We start from the raw sequence: 16211 nt of genomic DNA on the forward strand, positions 1-16211 counted from the left end.
CGGCGCCGATGGTTGCCCTTACCGGATCATGTTGATCGCTTCCTGCAGCATCTCGTCGCCGGAGCTGACGATCCGCGTGTTGGCGGAATAGGCCTGCTGGGTGACGATCAGCTTGGAGAACTCGTCGGCGATGTCGGTGTTGGAGGCTTCCAGCCGCTTGCCGACGATCCGCCCGGTCGCCCCGGCGATGGGCTCGCCCGATTCCGGCGTCACCTCGAAGGCACCGCCGTCGACGCGTTCCAGCCAGGCCTCGCCGGAGAAGGAGACCAGCGAGATCTCGTAGAGTTCGCGGGTGCGGCCGTTGGAGTAGGAGGCGACCAGACGCCCGGCCTCGGAAATCGAGATGCCGGAGAGATCGCCGGAGGGATAGCCGTTCTGCGTCAGCTTGGAGATCTTGGCGCTGCCGTTGCTATCGGAGAACTGCGTCAGCGCGCCGAGACCGAAGTCGAGCGTCACGTTGCCGACCGTTTCGCCGTCGACCGCCAGACCCGAAAGCGTCATGCTGTCGCTTGCCGGCACGCTCATCGACCCGTCGGACGCGAACTGCGCGTCGGACACCTTGGTCCATTTGGGGTTGGCACCGGTCGCGTCGGAATCCGTCAGATAGTAGAGCGACCAGGTGTCGGGCTGGGAGCCGTCGTCCTCGAAAGTCTTGGCCCAGCGCATCTGCACGTTCACCGGCGTGCCGCTGGCGTTGTAGACGGTGATCGCCTCGCCGGCGATCGAGGAATTGAGGAAGGCCACCTCGTCGTCCGCGTTGATCGCGTCCACGCCGACGGTCTGACCCGCGGCGGCGGCGTCGGGCGCGGCACCCGTGGAGGCCTTGGTCAGCGTCGCGTCAAGCGTATCCGCCCCGCCGTTGAGATAGTCGCTCGTCTGCGGCGTCGTCGGCAGGTTGCCCTCGTAGGCAATGCGGTCGGTGACGACCGCCGGGATCACCGAGGTGTCGATGGTCATGATCTCCGGCACGCTGCCCGACACGTTCTTCGTCACCGGGTCGATCGGCTGGCCCATCAGGTAGTAGCCCGCGCCATTCACCAGACGCCCCTCGCGGTCGACCTCGAAGTCGCCGCGCCGTGTGTAGAGATCGTCGCCGGAGAAGATGGTGCGCCCGTCGACCTCGCCGGCCTTGCCCTGCACGACGAAGTAGCCGCTGCCGTTGATGCCCATGTAGGTGTCGACCTGGCTCTGCTGCAGGTCGCCCTGCAGGCCGTTGGTCGCGCGCGAGCTCGCCGACACGGTGCCGGCGATCTGGCCGGGCTGCGCGCCCTTGCCGCCGCCCACCAGGTCGGAAAACGAGGTATCCAGCCGCTTGTAGCCGGTGGTCGCGGAATTCGCGATGTTGCCGGAGATGTTCTCCAGCGCGTAGGCCTGCGCGGACAGGCCGGACACGGCCGCGTTCAATGCACCAAAAACACCCATGTGAACCTCCAGGACGGATCGAGGAACTGCCCGGTCGCTCGGACGCACCGGTCTCGGCTGCGGAGATCGCAAGGCGCGTGCCAATCTCGGCGCGCATCCCCAAGTCGTTGAAGGAAAAAGATAGTTAATGGATTTCCGAACCGCCGCGAGGCCCGCTCGCCGCCGCACCCCCGGCAGCTTTGACCATCGCTCCCGGCAACAAATGCCGCCCGCCGCCCGGCTTCGGGCACATCTTGCGCGCCACCGCCGGGCCACTTAACGTGCGCGGCGAGTTCACCCACATGCGAGGATATTCATGCGCTTTGAGGGCACGTCGGCCTACGTGGCCACCGAGGACCTGCGGATCGCGGTCAACGCGGCCGTAACGCTCGAACGGCCGCTTCTGGTCAAGGGGGAACCCGGCACCGGCAAGACCATTCTGGCGCAGGAGATCGCGGCCGCGCTCGACGCACCGCTGATCGAGTGGCACATCAAGTCCACCACCAAGGCGCAACAGGGCCTGTACGAATACGATGCGGTGTCGCGGCTGCGCGACAGCCAGCTCGGCGACGACCGGGTGCACGACATCGCCAACTACATTCGCAAGGGCAAGCTGTGGGAGGCCTTCACCGCCGACACGCGACCCGTGCTGCTGATCGACGAGATCGACAAGGCCGACATCGAGTTTCCCAACGACCTGTTGCAGGAGCTCGACCGCATGCAGTTCCACGTCTACGAGACGGGCGAGACGGTGAGCGCGCATCAGCGCCCGGTGGTCATCATCACCTCGAACAACGAGAAGGAACTGCCCGACGCCTTCCTGCGCCGCTGTTTCTTCCACTACATCACCTTCCCGGATGCGGACACCATGTCGGAGATCGTGGAGGTGCACTTCCCCGGGCTGAAGGCGGAATTGCTGCGCGAGGCGCTGCGAATCTTCTACGATGTGCGCGACACACCGGGCCTGAAGAAGAAGCCGTCGACCTCGGAGCTGCTCGATTGGATCAAGCTGTTGCTCAACGAGGACATGGACGCCTCCAGCCTGCGCGAACGGGATCCGAAGAAACTGATCCCGCCGCTGCACGGGGCGCTCCTGAAGAACGAACAGGATGTGCATCTGTTCGAACGCCTCGCCTTTCTCAACCGCCGCGACGGACGCTGACCCGGCCGCGTGCCGCCCGGGGCCTCCTGCGGCCGACGCTGGGGCTGACGCCGGGTCTGGCGCTGGGCCTGGCGTTCGTGCTTGGTGCGAGTCTCGGGCCGGGGCCATCACCCGCGGCCGCCCAGGCGACCGGCGGCGATTCGGGATGGCGCACGGTCACCACCGGCATGCGCCATTTCACCGGGCTCGAATGCCCCGACCGCATCTCCACGCTCAGCCGCATCCGGGTGCTGTCCAGCGCGCCCGACCGGATCGCGGGCTGCGTCTATCAGTCCAGCAACGGGATCAGCGGCGTTCTGCGCAGCCACCCGGCGGGTGCCAGCGGCCGCGTCGCGGAGACCTTTCGCACCCGCTTCTCGCAGGCCGGCTTCGCGGAGGTGCGCCTGAGCGGCGCGGCGGAGAGCGGGCTGTCCTTCCGCACCGGCGAGACCGAGGGCAAGACCCGCTGCGAAACGCTGTGGCGCTTCGCCGGCGAGGGGGCGGACTACACCCTGTGGCTGGTCTACACCCTGCCCGCCCAGGCCGAGACCATCGGTCCCCTGGTGGCCGCCTTCGCCCGCCATCTCGCAACGAGCCAAGCCAGGTGAACCGTGGCGGCGCCGTCGCCTATCGGGACGGCGCGCCCGGTGAGGGGCACACGGGAATCCTTCCTGGGGGCGGAACCTCGTCCGGAGGGGCGCTTGGCCGGGATGCCCCCGAAGCCTCGGCGGCCCGGGTCGCCTCCCGCATGGCGGCCGTCAGGTCGAAGTCCCGCACCAGCGGCACAAAACCGGACAGCCCCTCGGCGGCAAGATAGGTCGTCACCCGCACCGGCTCTTGCCGCGCCCCGGGCGCAGGCGACGGCCCGACGCGGCAACCGCGTACCGAGACCGCCAGCCGCCCCTCGCGCAGGGCGCGCGCCTGCGGCGACGTCGCGCGCACGCGCGCCTGCACCTGCCGCATCCGCGGCGCATCCTCCGGCGCGATGCGGAACACGCTGATCGTCTCCCCCGGCCGGCGCTCGCCCGCAAGGGCTGCAAGCTCCCGCCCCTCGCGTATCTGCTCGAAGGTGAAATCCTCGCGGTAGATCAGCGATCCGTCGGCCACCCGCCGCTCCTCGATCACCATCACCGCCCCGCCCTCCGGCACGCGGATCCCCTCCGGATGGCGGATGGCGACGCGCAATCGGCCGGGATCGGTGGCCTCCCATTGAAAGCCGGAGAGCCGCGCCATGCTGGCGAGCGGCACGTGGGAGCAGGCCGTTGCCAGGGACAGGGCAAGCACGGCGGCAAGGCGAAGGGCCAGCGGCCGCAGGACAAGGGATGAACAGGGCAATACCGCCATGGATCGGGCTCCGCTTGCGCCGGCACGGCCCGATGGCCACGCCGGAAATCCCATGTTGACGATGAAAATTTATTGTATAACGTTAAATTTGTAAATCCTCATGAGAATATCTCAATTCGCGATCCTTCTGGAGCTCCCGCATGGCATCCCCCTCCCCCTCCCCGCGACGTCTGACCCGCATCATCCGCGTCAGTCGCGCAATGGCCTGGATCACGCTCCTTTGCGCCCTGGCGCTCGGCGCGGCCCTTCTGGGATTTCCGCTGTTCGATCCGGATGGCCTCGACCTCCTGATCGCCGATGCCTTCGCGCTTCCTGCCGACACCGTGCTGCCGCCCGCGATCCGCGCCGGCCTGATCGCCATCGGCGCCCTGCCGGTTCTTGTCGCCATCGCCGGGCTGCTGGCCACGCGGGCGTTGTTCCTCGGCTTCGCACGGGGTGAGGTGTTCACGCCGCGCAGCGGGCGGTGGCTGAAGCGGATCGGCCTGATCGTGCTGCTCTCCGCGCCCCTGGGCGTGGCCGTCGGCGCCGCGGCGAGCGCCCTGGCGAGCCTGCCCGCGCCGGAGGGCGCGCGTCAGGTCGTGGTGGCGATCTCCAGCGACCAGATCGCCATGACGATCGCCGGCGTTCTGGTGCTGGTGCTCGGCTGGACGCTGGAGGAAGCGGCCCGGCTGGCGGACGAAAACCGCCAGTTCGTGTAAGGCGTCTCCCCATGCCGATCATCGTCAATCTCGATGTCATGCTGGCGCGCCGGAAGATGCGCTCGCGCGAACTCGCCGAGCGCATCGGCATCACCGAGCAGAACGTGTCCCTGCTCAAGTCCGGCAAGGTCAAGGGCGTGCGCTTCGAGACGCTGGAGCGGATCTGCGAGGTGCTCGAGTGTCAACCCGGCGATTTGCTGGAGTATCGCACGCAGCAGGACGCAGGCGACGCGGCGGACTGACCCCGCGCCACGTCCTCATCCCGATCTTACCCTTGTGGCGCGGGGAGCGGGCTTCGTATGATGTGGCGGGAGCGCGTCGCGAAGGAGGACACCCACATGCTGCGTCTCATGCTTTTGCGACACGCCAAGTCCGACTGGAACGATCCCGCCCTCCCCGACTTCGACCGTCCGCTCAATGCGCGCGGTCTGCGCGCGGCGCCGGAGGTGGGCGCGCACATGGCCCGCCACGGGCTGATCCCGGACAAGATCGTGTGTTCCAGCGCCCGGCGCACGCGCGAGACGCTGGCGCTGGTGCTGCCCTATCTGACCGGCGAGACCGACGTGCGCATCACCCGCGGGCTCTACGACGAGTCGGAGATGGACTATGTCGACACCATCCGCGCGCTCGGCGGCGGGGCGAGGACGCTGCTGCTGATCGGGCACAATCCGGCGACCCAGGACAGCGCCCTGGAACTCATCGGCAGCGGCAACCAGATGCTCGTCGACGCCATTGCCGCCAAATATCCCACGGCGGCGCTGACCGTCATCGATTTCGCGGCGAACCGCTGGTCGGACGTGGACCGGCGCAGCGGGCGCGTCGTCGCCTATTGCCTGCCGCGCCACCTGCCCGCCTCCGCCACCATTTCCGCCCTGCCCGAGGCCGCCAACGACGGCGGCCCGCCGCCCTCCTCCAGCGACCCGGCCTGACCGGTCCCGCGAGCGCGCGCCTTGTACCCTTCCCGTCCGCTCCCCACATGGCGGCGCGGAGACATGCCTTGACCCAGAAGACCTTCCTCACACGGCTCACCGATGAACTGCGCTACTCCGTCGACAATCTGGCGGAGACCGTCGGCGATCTCGGAACGCCGACCGTCCGCCTCGGCGTGACGGGCCTGTCGCGCGCCGGCAAGACCGTGTTCATCACCGCGCTGGTGCACAATCTGATGCACGGCGGACGGCTGCCGATGCTCGAGGCGGCGGCGCAGGGGCGCATCGCCGGCGCCCGTCTGGAGCCCCAGCCCGACGACGCGGTGCCGCGCTTCGACGTGGAGGGCCACGTGGACACGCTGGTGCGCGAGCGGCTGTGGCCGCAGTCCACCCGCCAGATCGCCGAACTGCGGCTGACCATCGAGTTCGAATCCGCGCATTTCCTGTCGCGCACGCTGGGGCGCGGGCGGCTCAACCTCGACATCGTCGATTATCCCGGCGAATGGCTGCTCGATCTGCCGCTGCTGACCAAGGACTATCGCAGCTTCAGCGCCGAGGCGCTGACCCGCGCCCGCGACACGACCCGCGCTACGGTCGCCGGGCCCTTTCTCGCCGAGCTCGACGGGCTCGATCCGCAGGCGGAGGCCGACGAGACGCGCGCCCGGCGGCTTGCCGGGCGGTTCACCGACTACCTGCGCGCCTGCCGCGCGGACGAGCGCGCCTTTTCCATGCTGCCGCCCGGCCGCTTCCTGATGCCGGGCGATCTGGAGGGCTCGCCGGCGCTGACCTTCGCCCCGCTCGATCTCGACGGGACCGACGCGCCGGCGTCGCCCGGATCGCTGGCGGCGATGATGGAACGCCGGTACGAGGCCTACAAGAAACACGTGGTGCGCCCCTTTTTCCGCGACCATTTCGCCCGGCTCGACCGGCAGATCGTGCTGGTCGACGCGCTCAACGCACTCAACGCCGGTCCGGCGGCGGTCGCCGATCTGGAGACGGCGCTGACCGAGATCCTCGCCGCCTTCCGCCCGGGCAAGGTGTCGCGCCTGTTCTCGATCCTGACGCGGCGCATCGACCGCATCCTGTTCGCCGCCACCAAGGCCGACCACCTGCACCGCGCCGATCACGACCGGCTGGAGGCGATCCTACGCCGCCTCGTCGCCCGCGCCATCGACCGCGCGGAATACGGCGGCGCCGAGGTCGACGTGCTGGCGCTGGCCGCGATCCGCGCCACGCGCGAGGCGACGCTCACCCACGACGGCGAGGACGTTCCCGCCATCCTCGGCACGCCGCTTCCCGGCGAACGGGTCAACGGCGATGTCTACGACGGCGCGACCGAGATCGCGCTGTTTCCCGGCGACCTGCCCGACGACCCGGACGCGGTGTTTTCCTCCGATCCCGGGGCCGGCGACGGATCTGGTGACGGCCCGGGCGTGCGCTTCGTCCGCTTCCGTCCGCCCGCGCTGCAGAAAACGGCGGAAGGCCTGACCCTGTCGCTGCCGCATATCCGCCTCGACCGCGCGCTGCATTTCCTGTTCGGAGACCATCTGGCATGAGCGACACGCCGAGACGCACCGACGGCGGCGCGAACCGCCCCGCGCGCAAGCGCAAGCCGACCGCCGTCCGCCTCGACGAGGCGCGGCTGCGGATGGACGTCACGCCGGAACCCGACGCAGCCGAGACGACCGCGCTCGCCCCGGGCGGGACCGCCGAAGCGCCCGAGCCGCCCCCACGCGGGATGCGCTGGGGCCGCTGGCTGGCGATCGGCCTGGGCGGGCTCGCCTCGCTCGCCCTCGGCCTGTCGGTCGACGCGCTGATCCGCGAGCTCTTCGCCCGTACCGACTGGCTCGGCTGGCTCGGTCTGGCGCTGGCCGCCCTTGCCGGGCTCGCGGCGATCGGTCTCGCCGTGCGCGAGGTCGTGGGCCTTTCGCGTCTGAAACGCATCGACGCGGTGCGCGCCCGGCTGGACGAGGCGGCCGAGCGGGACGACGACGCGGCCGCGCGCGCGGGTCTCGACGAGCTGATCGCGCTCTACCGCGAGCGGCCCGAAACGGCGGCCGGGCGCGCGAGCCTCGCCGCGCATCTGCGCGAGGTGATCGACGGGCGCGATCTCGTGCGCCTCGCCGAGCGCGACCTGCTCGGTCCGCTGGACGCACGCGCCGTGCGCATCGTCAACGACAGCGTCAAACGGGTGTCGGTGGTCACCGCCGTCTCGCCGCGCGCCGCGCTCGATCTGGCGGTGGTGCTGCTGGAGAACCTGCGCATCATCCGTCGCCTTTCGACGCTCTACGGCGGCCGCCCGGGCCTCTTCGGCTTCCTGCGGCTCGCGCGCCATGTGGTCGCCCATCTGGCGATGACCGGCGGCATGGCCGCCGGCGACAGTCTCGTCTCGCAGCTGCTTGGCCACGGGCTCGCCGCCCGCCTCTCCGCCCGCCTCGGCGAGGGCGTGATCAACGGCCTGCTGACCGCCCGCGTCGGCATCGCGGCCATCGCCGTATGCCGCCCGGCCCCCTTCGTCGGGCGCCGGGGACCGGCGGTGTCCGACGTCATGGGCGAACTCTTCAAGGGCGACCCGGAAACCAAGGCGCTGCTGGAGGAAGGAAGCGGGCGCACGCCGCGCTGAGCGGCGCACAAGCCGCCGCAACCGCGCCCGCACGGCCGCTCTGGACAGCGCCCCCGCCGCCACTTACCTTCGCGCCATGTTCATCACCTTCCTCACCAATTTGCGCAGCGCCGGCGTGCCTGTCTCCCTGCGGGAGTATCTGACGCTGATGGAGGCGCTGCAGCGCGATCTCGCCGAAAAACAGGTGGAGGATTTCTATTTCCTCGCCCGCACCTGCCTGGTGAAGGACGAGGCCAACCTCGACAAGTTCGACCGCGTCTTCGGCCAGACCTTCAACGGGCTGGAACTGGGCCAGGCAATCGAGGCGGAGGCGCTGCCCGAGGACTGGCTGCGTAAGCTCGCCGAAAAGCACCTCACCGAGGAAGAAAAGGCGCAGATCGAGGCGCTTGGCGGCTTCGAGAAACTGATGGAGACGCTGAAAAAGCGGCTGGAGGAACAAAAGGGCCGCCACCAGGGCGGCAACAAATGGATCGGCACCGCCGGCACCTCGCCCTTCGGCGCCTATGGCTATAACCCCGAAGGCGTGCGCATCGGGCAAAAGGAGAGCCGGCACCGGCGCGCGGTGAAGGTGTGGGACAAGCGCACCTTCCGCGATCTCGACGACACCGTGGAACTCGGCACCCGCAACATCAAGGTGGCGCTCAAGCGCCTGCGGCGCTTCGCGCGCAGCGGCGCGGCCGACGAACTGGACCTCGACACCACCATCCGCGCCACCGCGCACAAGGGGATGCTCGACATCCAGATGCGCCCGGAGCGGCGCAACGCGGTCAAGGTGCTGCTGTTCTTCGACATCGGCGGCTCGATGGACGACCACATCCGGGTCTGCGAGGAGCTGTTTTCCGCCGCCCGCACCGAATTCAAGGTGATGGAGTATTTCTACTTCCACAATTGCCCCTATGAATTCGTCTGGAAGAACAACGCCCGGCGCCATTCCGAACGGATCCCGACCTGGGACGTGCTGCACAAATACGGGCCCGACTACAAGCTGGTCTTCGTCGGCGACGCCTCGATGAGCCCCTATGAAATCGCCTACGCCGGCGGCTCGGTCGAGCACTGGAACGAGGAAGCCGGCTCCACCTGGATCGAGCGCCTCACGGGGCATTACGCCCGCAGCGTCTGGCTCAATCCGGTCGCCGAGCGCCACTGGCCCTACACGCATTCGATCCAGATGATCGAGAAGCTGATGGGCGGCCGCCACTATCCGCTGACGCTCGAAGGGCTGGAATCCGCGATGAAGGAACTGGCGCGCTAGGCTCAGGATTCTGAGCGCCCCGCGCCCCATACGCTTCGGTCACGCCCGCACACGCAGGCCGGGCAAATCGCGCGCGACACGCCTCACAGTATTCGCGCACCGCGTGTGGACGCGATATTTAAATCCCCTCTGTTTTTCGCGCCAAGGGACCGCGACCGATGGCCGTTCAGGCCTTTTCTTTTTCCGTCCTGTCCGCAATCGACCGCCGACCACGTTCGTTTGAACGCCTGATCCTGCGAAATACGGACGTCCGTCAGTATTCAACGAAGGATGAATATTTATGAAAACATACGATTAAGAATTTTGAGCGATGCTCCGCGAGGTCGGGATAATAAACACGGAACCCCATCAATGCGCTCGCTCCGGATTTCCACGAAGCTGCCCCTATTGATAGTTGCAATCGCTCTAGCTGCAACAATTATTACGGGAATATCGTCTTACTTCTCGTCCAGCGCCTTTTTGTCCGACGCGGCCTCGCTCAAGATGAAGTCGCTCGTTGCCTCGCGCAAATCCGAGATGCAGGACTATCTCAAGAGCATCGAGGAAGACCTCGCGCTGGTCGCGGACAACGCCACGGTGCGCGAGGCGCTGACGGCCTTCGCCGACGGCTATGGCGCAAGCGGCGTGGCGGCGAACGACATGCTGCGCCGGGCCTATATCGCGGACAATCCGCATCCGCTCGGCGAGAAGCACAAGCTCGACGCCGCCAGCGACGGCAGCGCCTACAGCACGGCCCACGCCACCTATCATCCCTGGTTCCGCAAGCTGATGGAGACGCGCGGCTACTACGACGTGTTCCTCGTCGACGCCGCCGGCGACCTCGTCTATTCGGTGTTCAAGGAAAACGACTTCGCCACCAATCTGCTGACCGGCCGGTGGAAGGACACCGACATCGCAAAGGTGTTCCGCAGCGTGCGCGGTGCGTCGCAGACCGGCGCGGTCGCCTTCACCGATTTCGCCCCTTACGCGCCCTCCAACAACGCGCCCGCGAGCTTCATCGCCACGCCCGTTCAGGACGCGGCGGGCGGTTTCGCCGGCGCGCTCGTGTTCCAGATGCCGATCGACCGCATCAACCGGATCATGGGCAATGCGGTGGGTCTCGCCGAAACGGGCGAGACCTATCTCGTCGGCTCCGACTTCCTGATGCGCTCCGAAAGCCGCTTCCGCCAGACCGGCGAGCCGAGCACCATCCTGACCCGACGCGCCGAAACAGAGACGGTGCGGGCCGCCCTTGCCGGGGAAACCGGCGTCATGGTGACCGAGGACTATCGCGGCACCGAAGTCCTGTCCGGCTATACGCCCATCACCTTCAACGGCGTCACCTGGGCGCTGATGGCGGAAATCGACGAGGCCGAAATCCTCGCCCCGACGATGGAACTGCGCAACCAGATCTTCATGCTCGGCGCCGTCGTCGTGCTGATCACCGGCGCGCTCGGCTTTTTCTTCGCCCGCTCGATCTCCAATCCGATCAGCCGCATGAACACGGTCATGCGTCGGCTGTCCGGCGGCGAGCTGGACACCGAGGTGCCCTTCACCACCCGCACCGACGAGATCGGCGACATGGCCGACGCGGTGCAGGTCTTCAAGGACAATGCCCTTGAGGTGAAGCGCCTGGAAGCCGAACAGAAGGAAATGGAGGCCCGCACCGAAGCGCAGGCGAAAGCCGCGCGGGAGAAGCTCGCGGCCGACTTCGAGGCCGCCGTCGGCGGGATCGTGGAATCGGTCGCCTCGGCGGCCACCGAGATGCTCGCCTCCGCCCAGACGCTGTCGGCTTCGGCCGCGGAAACCTCGACCCGCTCGGCGACCGTCGCCGCGGCGGCCGAGGAAGCCTCCACCAACGTGCAGGCCGTGTCCGGCGCCGCCGAGGAACTCTCCAGCTCGATCTCCGAGATCAACCGTCAGGTTTCGGAATCCCAGCAGGTGTCCGAGGTGGCGGTGACCAATGTCGACGCGACCAACCAGCGCGTTTCGCAGCTGACGAGTGCGGCCGACAAGATCGGCGAGGTGATCGCCCTGATCACCGACATCGCCGAACAGACCAACCTGCTGGCGCTCAATGCCACCATCGAGGCGGCGCGCGCCGGAGAGGCCGGCAAGGGCTTCGCCGTCGTCGCGGCGGAAGTGAAGGAGCTGGCCGGCCAGACGGCCAAGGCGACCGAGGAGATCGGCAAGCAGATCAAGGGCATCCAGGGCGCGACCCAGGAGACCGTCGGCGCCATCGGCTCCATCGGCGAGACCATCCAGCAGATCCGGGCCGTCTCCACGGCGATCTCGGCCTCCGTCGAGCAGCAGGGCGCGGCGACCTTCGAGATCGCCCGCAACATCGAGCAGGTGTCGGGCGGGGTGAGCGAGGTCACCAGCACCATCGCCGGCGTGAGCAGCACCGCGCAGGAAACCGGCGCGGCGAGCACCCAGCTGGTCGCGGCCGCGAACGAGCTGTCCAAGCAGTCGGAAATGCTGCGCGGCGAGGTCGACAAGTTCCTCTCCGGCGTGCGCGCCGCCTGATCCGCAGCCGACCCGACAAAGGGCATCGCCCCCGGCGATGCTCCCCGACAATCGCCCCCGCGCGCACCCCGCGCGGGGGCGTTTTCTCATGCGTCCCCCTTGCGCGGCCCGCTGAAATAGCGCCCCGGCGTCACGCCGAAGGCGGCCTTGAAGGAGGCGACGAAGGCGCTCGGCCCCTCGTAGCCGAGCCGGTCGGCGATCTCGCCGACGGCGGTGCCCTGGGACAGCCACTCGACCGCCTTCATCAGCCGCGCCTGACGCCGCCAGACGCGCAGGGTCAGTCCCGTCTCGGCGGAGAAATGCCGCTCGAAGGAGCGCAGCGAGAGATGCGCCCTGAGGGCGAGCGCCTCGACCGTGACCGGCGCCGCCGGATCCTCGACAAGCGGCGCGACGGCCGCCCGCAGGCGCTCCGACGTCGGCAGAGGCAGATGCAGCGGCGCGACCTGGGACGCGGCGATCTGATCCACCAGCACCGCCGCCAGACGCGCCGTCGGCGTCTGCGGCCCGTAGTCCGGGGCCGACGCCATGAAGGCCAGGATGAGTTCCCGCAGCAGCGGCGTCACCTGCACCACGCAGGGGCGCTCGGGCAGCGCGCGCAAGCCGTCCGTGCGCAGGTACAGAAAGCGGATGTCGGTGGCGGTGTGATAGGTGGAGCAATGCACGACGCCCGGCGGCAGCCAGATGGCGCGTTCCGGCGGCACCACGAAGCTGCCGGCCTCCGTTTCCACCGTCACCGATCCGCGCTGGATATGAAAGAGCTGCGCCCGGTCATGGGCGTGCGGCGCCGTCTCCGTTCCCGGCGCCTGCTCGCCGACATAGGAGATGATCGGATCGGGATGGTCCTGGGGCAGGCGGTCCTGCCGTGCGGGGTGAATGGTCATAGGGTTTTTCCTCGCCCGCCGCTCGCCGGCGGAACCGCCCAGAAGTCCCGTGCCTCGGCCGGAAGGCGCGCCAGCACGCGGTCGAACGCCGGCCCGTCGACACAGGCGCGCAGCGCAACCGCGACATCGGCGATACAGCTGTCCGGCGCGAAATTGTGGTGCTTGCGCAGGGACTGCGCCTCGCGCGTCATCGTCTCGCGGTCGGCGAAGGCAACGATCTGTTCCTCGCCCGGCTCCCAGTCGGCCACGAACAGCGCGCGGGCGAGCGCCGGCAGCGCCTGCGCGAAGCGGATGGCGTCCTCCGGCGCGAGGCGGCGGCGAAACACCCGAAACACCGCCTGCACCATCGTCCAGGCCTGGTTGCGCGTGGTCAGGCCCGCCTCGTCGCGCGCGGCGTTCAACAGCCGCTCGAACTCGGCGCTGGCGATCTGATACTCGCGCGGCATGGGCATCGGACGGACCTTCTGCGGCACAGGCCCCGTCCGGGGACACGGGCGGGCACCTGGCGGCTCCGCGACATAATCTGACAAAATGCCGATAACGCGGCAAGGCCGATCCGCGCTATCAGGAGGGTCAGGCTTCAAGACATCGCCACCGCCCCATCCGAGACCGCGTCATGACACCGCCCGTTTCCTCCGCCCCGCTCCCGCCCGCCGCCGCCACCGGCTGGCGCTCGCCGCTCATGCTCCTGATGATCATGGCCGGCGCCATGCAGCTGTCCTTCGCCGCGTGGTGGAACCTGATGAACAATTTCGCGGTGCAGGAACTGGCCTTCACGGGCCGCGAGATCGGCATCCAGCAGTCGATCCGCGAGATCCCGGGCTTCCTCGCCTTCACCGCCGTCTATGTGCTGCTGGTGATGCGCGAGCAGACGCTCGCCTATCTGTCGCTGGCGTTTCTGGGTGTCGGCGTCGCGGTGACGGGCTACTTCCCCACCGCCTGGGGCTTCTACATGACGACCTTCATCATGTCGGTCGGCTTCCACTACTACGAGACGATGAACCAGTCGCTCTCGCTGCAATGGCTGCCCAAGGAAACCGCCGCCGCCGGCATGGGCAAGATCATCGCGGTCGGCGCCTTCGCGCAGCTGGTCGCCTACGGGCTGATCTTCGTCGCCTGGAAGACCTTCGAGCTCAGTTTCGCCACCGTCTTCCTGATCGCCGGGCTGCTGACCCTCGTCGTGGTGACCTTTCTGATCGTCGCCTTCCCGCAGTTTCGCGAGGGCGTGCCGCAGCGCAAGAAGCTCGTCCTGCGCAAGCGCTACTGGCTCTATTACGCGCTCACCTTCATGGGCGGCGCGCGGCGGCAGATCTTCACGGTCTTCGCGGGATTCCTGATGGTCGAGCGCTTCGGCTACGACGTGCACGAGGTCGCGGGGCTGTTCCTGCTCAACGGCGTCGTCAACATGCTCCTGGCGCCGAAGATCGGCCAGTTGATCGGCAGGGTCGGCGAGCGCACCGCGCTCACCGTGGAATACGTCGGGCTGATCGCGGTCTTCACGACCTATGCCTTCGTCACCAACGCGACACTGGCCGGCGCGCTCTATGTGATCGACCACGCCTTCTTCGCCATCGCCATCGCGATGAAGACCTATTTCCAGAAGATCTCGGACCCTGCCGACATCGCGCCGACGGCCGGCGTCGCCTTCACCATCAACCACATCGCGGCGGTGTTCATTCCCGCCACCTTCGGACTGATCTGGCTGGTGTCGCCGGCGGCCGTGTTCCTGATCGGCGCCGGCATGGCCTGCGTGAGCCTCGTGCTCGCACGGCTCATTCCCGATGATCCGCGCGAGGGCAACGAGGTCCGCTTCATCGGCCGTACGGCCGCAGCCCCCGCCGAGTAAATCCCCCTCGCGCTCGGGCCAGACGATCCGCGCAAGCGCAGCGAGGTCCGCGTCTTCGGACGCAGTGCGCGCCCGCCAAGGGCGCCGCGCGGCGCGCGGCTCAGGCCTGGCGTTCGGGAACGCGGACGATCAACCCGTCGAGCGCCTCGGTGACCTTGATCTGGCAGGACAGGCGGGAGGTCGGCTTCACGTCGTAGGCGAAGTCGAGCATGTCCTCTTCCATCGGCTCGGGCGATCCGGTGGCCTCCGACCAGGCGTCGTCGACATAGACATGGCAGGTCGCGCAGGCGCAGGCACCGCCGCATTCCGCCTCGATGCCAGGCACCATGTTCTTGATCGCGTTTTCCATCACCGTGGAGCCGACCGGGGCCTCCACGACTGTCTCGGCACCGTCGGCGGTAATGTAGGTAATCTTCGGCATGGGCGGTGGATCTCGACGCTTGCGTGAAAGGAAGGGAAAAGGCGGTTCGCAACCGACATAACCAATCCCGCTCAAACGTCAAGCACCGCCCCCGCCCGCAGAACCACGGGGCAACAACGGGAGAGACCGCGCGAGCGCGCTCCCGCAGGCCTGCCTCAGGCGTCGAGAAGACCGTCGATGAAGAAGGCCACGTCCTCGATCGCGGCGCGCAGCGTGTCGAGATCCGCCCTTGCGCCGGCGCGCAGCGCCGCCTCCGCGGCCTCCGCCGCCTCGGCCACCTTCCAGGCGCCGATCCCCTTGGCCGACCCGTTGACCGTGTGCACCTTCTCCAGGAGCACGGCCGCGCTGTCGCCCTCGTCGATCCGCGCCATCACGATCTCGGCCTGACGGATGAAGAGCTTGAGAACCTCGCGCTCGAGATCCCGGTTGCCCAGCGTGTGGCGGGACAGATGCACCATATCGACCGGCGCGATGCCGCGTGCCGGTATGTCGCTGCGTGTCGCCGTGGCCTGTCGCATGACGGCTGCCCTTGCTGTCTGTCACGCCCGCGACGGGTGCGGGCGTCTCCTGACCGCCAGCATCGGCAGATTTCCCGAAGGCCGGGTTAAATCCGCGCGGCCCCGGCGTCGGGGGCGACAAACAAAGTGAATCTTTGGTTAACGCGTCTTCACACATTCGCGCGACAGGCCGCGCCGCTCCCCGCGACGGCGCCGGACGGGCCGGCCGAGGCGGCGCCCTCCATCCGCTCTGCGTATCGGGCAAGGGTGGTCAGCGCGGGTCTTCGCCGAGCGCCGAGCGGCCTGCATCCGTCAGCCGGCAAACCAGCCAGTCGGGCTTGATTGGGTTGGAAAACCAAGGCTCTGCCCACCCCGCGGCGAGACAGGCGCGGATTGTTTTCTCCGGCACACGGCGCCCTTCGGGATCGAACAGCGGCAGCTTGCCGCCGGCCTGGTCGAGCCCGCGCGCCAGCCACGCGGCCTGCGCTTTGGAGGGTCCGCGCGACCGTTTTGCCCCCGGCCCGGACGGCCCTCGCCCCCTCCCCTTCGCGGCCTCCGACATGGCGTCCATCTCCTTGTCTTGACTCTGCAAATTCTTGTTCGCGGGTTCCGATTGTGTCATTAGCTTTGGGAGTGCGGCAAGTTCAGGGGGCGTGTGTGCGATGGCCAGAGG

Annotated in this window: 17 protein-coding genes; 10 read left to right on the top strand and 7 right to left on the bottom strand. The window is 68.3% G+C overall.

The window, feature by feature from the left end:
• Positions 1 to 18: 18 nt before the first annotated feature.
• Positions 19 to 1422: a flagellar hook-basal body complex protein gene (locus ABL312_RS11755; protein WP_349357566.1), complete on the bottom strand. Its 1404-nt coding sequence runs from the start codon at positions 1420 to 1422 to the stop codon at positions 19 to 21.
• 295 nt (positions 1423 to 1717) lie between these two features.
• Between ABL312_RS11755 and ABL312_RS11760 the strand changes: the two genes are divergently transcribed.
• Together ABL312_RS11760 and ABL312_RS11765 are read left to right on the top strand one after the other, a co-directional pair.
• Positions 1718 to 2563 (top strand): MoxR family ATPase, encoded by an 846-nt coding sequence (locus ABL312_RS11760; protein ID WP_349357567.1) that lies wholly within the window; start codon positions 1718 to 1720, stop codon positions 2561 to 2563.
• A 167-nt stretch (positions 2564 to 2730) separates the two neighbouring features.
• On the top strand, positions 2731 to 3150 hold the full coding sequence (locus ABL312_RS11765; protein ID WP_349357568.1) for a hypothetical protein: 420 nt from the start codon (positions 2731 to 2733) through the stop codon (positions 3148 to 3150).
• Positions 3151 to 3169: 19 nt separating this feature from the next.
• Here ABL312_RS11765 and ABL312_RS11770 read toward each other — a convergent pair whose 3' ends face one another.
• Positions 3170 to 3886: a hypothetical protein gene (locus tag ABL312_RS11770; protein ID WP_349357569.1), complete on the bottom strand. Its 717-nt coding sequence runs from the start codon at positions 3884 to 3886 to the stop codon at positions 3170 to 3172.
• 140 nt (positions 3887 to 4026) lie between these two features.
• Here ABL312_RS11770 and ABL312_RS11775 point away from each other — a divergent pair, with 140 nt between their 5' ends.
• From ABL312_RS11775 to ABL312_RS11805, 7 genes are all read left to right on the top strand, one after another.
• A complete protein-coding gene (locus ABL312_RS11775) occupies positions 4027 to 4584 on the top strand; it encodes a DUF2975 domain-containing protein (protein WP_349357570.1) in 558 nt (185 codons plus the stop codon).
• 11 nt (positions 4585 to 4595) lie between these two features.
• Positions 4596 to 4826: a helix-turn-helix transcriptional regulator gene (locus ABL312_RS11780; RefSeq protein WP_349357571.1), complete on the top strand. Its 231-nt coding sequence runs from the start codon at positions 4596 to 4598 to the stop codon at positions 4824 to 4826.
• A gap of 96 nt (positions 4827 to 4922) precedes the next feature.
• Positions 4923 to 5513 (top strand): histidine phosphatase family protein, encoded by a 591-nt coding sequence (locus ABL312_RS11785; RefSeq protein WP_349357572.1) that lies wholly within the window; start codon positions 4923 to 4925, stop codon positions 5511 to 5513.
• Between the two features lie 68 nt (positions 5514 to 5581).
• Positions 5582 to 7069, top strand: coding sequence for a YcjX family protein (locus ABL312_RS11790; protein WP_374730122.1), 1488 nt, complete (start codon positions 5582 to 5584; stop codon positions 7067 to 7069).
• Positions 7066 to 8136 carry a TIGR01620 family protein gene (locus tag ABL312_RS11795; RefSeq protein WP_349357573.1) on the top strand — a complete coding sequence of 357 codons (1071 nt, stop codon included), beginning with the start codon at positions 7066 to 7068 and terminating at the stop codon, positions 8134 to 8136. Before ABL312_RS11790 ends, ABL312_RS11795 begins: the two co-directional genes overlap by 4 nt.
• Before the next feature lie 76 nt (positions 8137 to 8212).
• On the top strand, positions 8213 to 9388 hold the full coding sequence (locus ABL312_RS11800) for a VWA domain-containing protein (protein ID WP_349357574.1): 1176 nt from the start codon (positions 8213 to 8215) through the stop codon (positions 9386 to 9388).
• Positions 9389 to 9871: 483 nt separating this feature from the next.
• Positions 9872 to 11893, top strand: coding sequence for a methyl-accepting chemotaxis protein (locus ABL312_RS11805; protein WP_349357575.1), 2022 nt, complete (start codon positions 9872 to 9874; stop codon positions 11891 to 11893).
• Between the two features lie 86 nt (positions 11894 to 11979).
• On the opposite strand, the gene ABL312_RS11810 is transcribed toward ABL312_RS11805, so the two are convergent.
• Together ABL312_RS11810 and ABL312_RS11815 are read right to left on the bottom strand one after the other, a co-directional pair.
• Positions 11980 to 12774 (bottom strand): helix-turn-helix transcriptional regulator, encoded by a 795-nt coding sequence (locus ABL312_RS11810; protein WP_349357576.1) that lies wholly within the window; start codon positions 12772 to 12774, stop codon positions 11980 to 11982.
• On the bottom strand, positions 12771 to 13226 hold the full coding sequence (locus ABL312_RS11815; RefSeq protein ID WP_349357577.1) for a DUF2267 domain-containing protein: 456 nt from the start codon (positions 13224 to 13226) through the stop codon (positions 12771 to 12773). Before ABL312_RS11815 ends, ABL312_RS11810 begins: the two co-directional genes overlap by 4 nt.
• A 164-nt stretch (positions 13227 to 13390) precedes the next feature.
• On the opposite strand from ABL312_RS11815, the gene ABL312_RS11820 reads away from it, so the two are divergent.
• Positions 13391 to 14620 carry an MFS transporter gene (locus tag ABL312_RS11820; RefSeq protein WP_349357578.1) on the top strand — a complete coding sequence of 410 codons (1230 nt, stop codon included), beginning with the start codon at positions 13391 to 13393 and terminating at the stop codon, positions 14618 to 14620.
• A gap of 100 nt (positions 14621 to 14720) precedes the next feature.
• Here the strand turns inward: ABL312_RS11820 and ABL312_RS11825 are convergent, their stop codons facing one another.
• The 3 genes from ABL312_RS11825 to ABL312_RS11835 all read right to left on the bottom strand — a co-directional run bounded on the left by ABL312_RS11825 (position 14721) and on the right by ABL312_RS11835 (position 16100).
• The gene (locus tag ABL312_RS11825) at positions 14721 to 15041 is read right to left on the bottom strand and encodes a 2Fe-2S iron-sulfur cluster-binding protein (RefSeq protein ID WP_349357579.1); all 321 of its coding nucleotides are present in this window, start codon (positions 15039 to 15041) and stop codon (positions 14721 to 14723) included.
• Positions 15042 to 15196: 155 nt separating this feature from the next.
• Positions 15197 to 15559 (bottom strand): Hpt domain-containing protein, encoded by a 363-nt coding sequence (locus ABL312_RS11830; protein ID WP_349357580.1) that lies wholly within the window; start codon positions 15557 to 15559, stop codon positions 15197 to 15199.
• Between the two features lie 250 nt (positions 15560 to 15809).
• On the bottom strand, positions 15810 to 16100 hold the full coding sequence (locus ABL312_RS11835) for a hypothetical protein (protein WP_349357581.1): 291 nt from the start codon (positions 16098 to 16100) through the stop codon (positions 15810 to 15812).
• Between the last annotated feature and the right edge of the window lie 111 nt (positions 16101 to 16211).

The sequence above is a fragment of the Stappia sp. genome (genome assembly GCF_040110915.1).
Classification (GTDB): domain Bacteria; phylum Pseudomonadota; class Alphaproteobacteria; order Rhizobiales; family Stappiaceae; genus Stappia.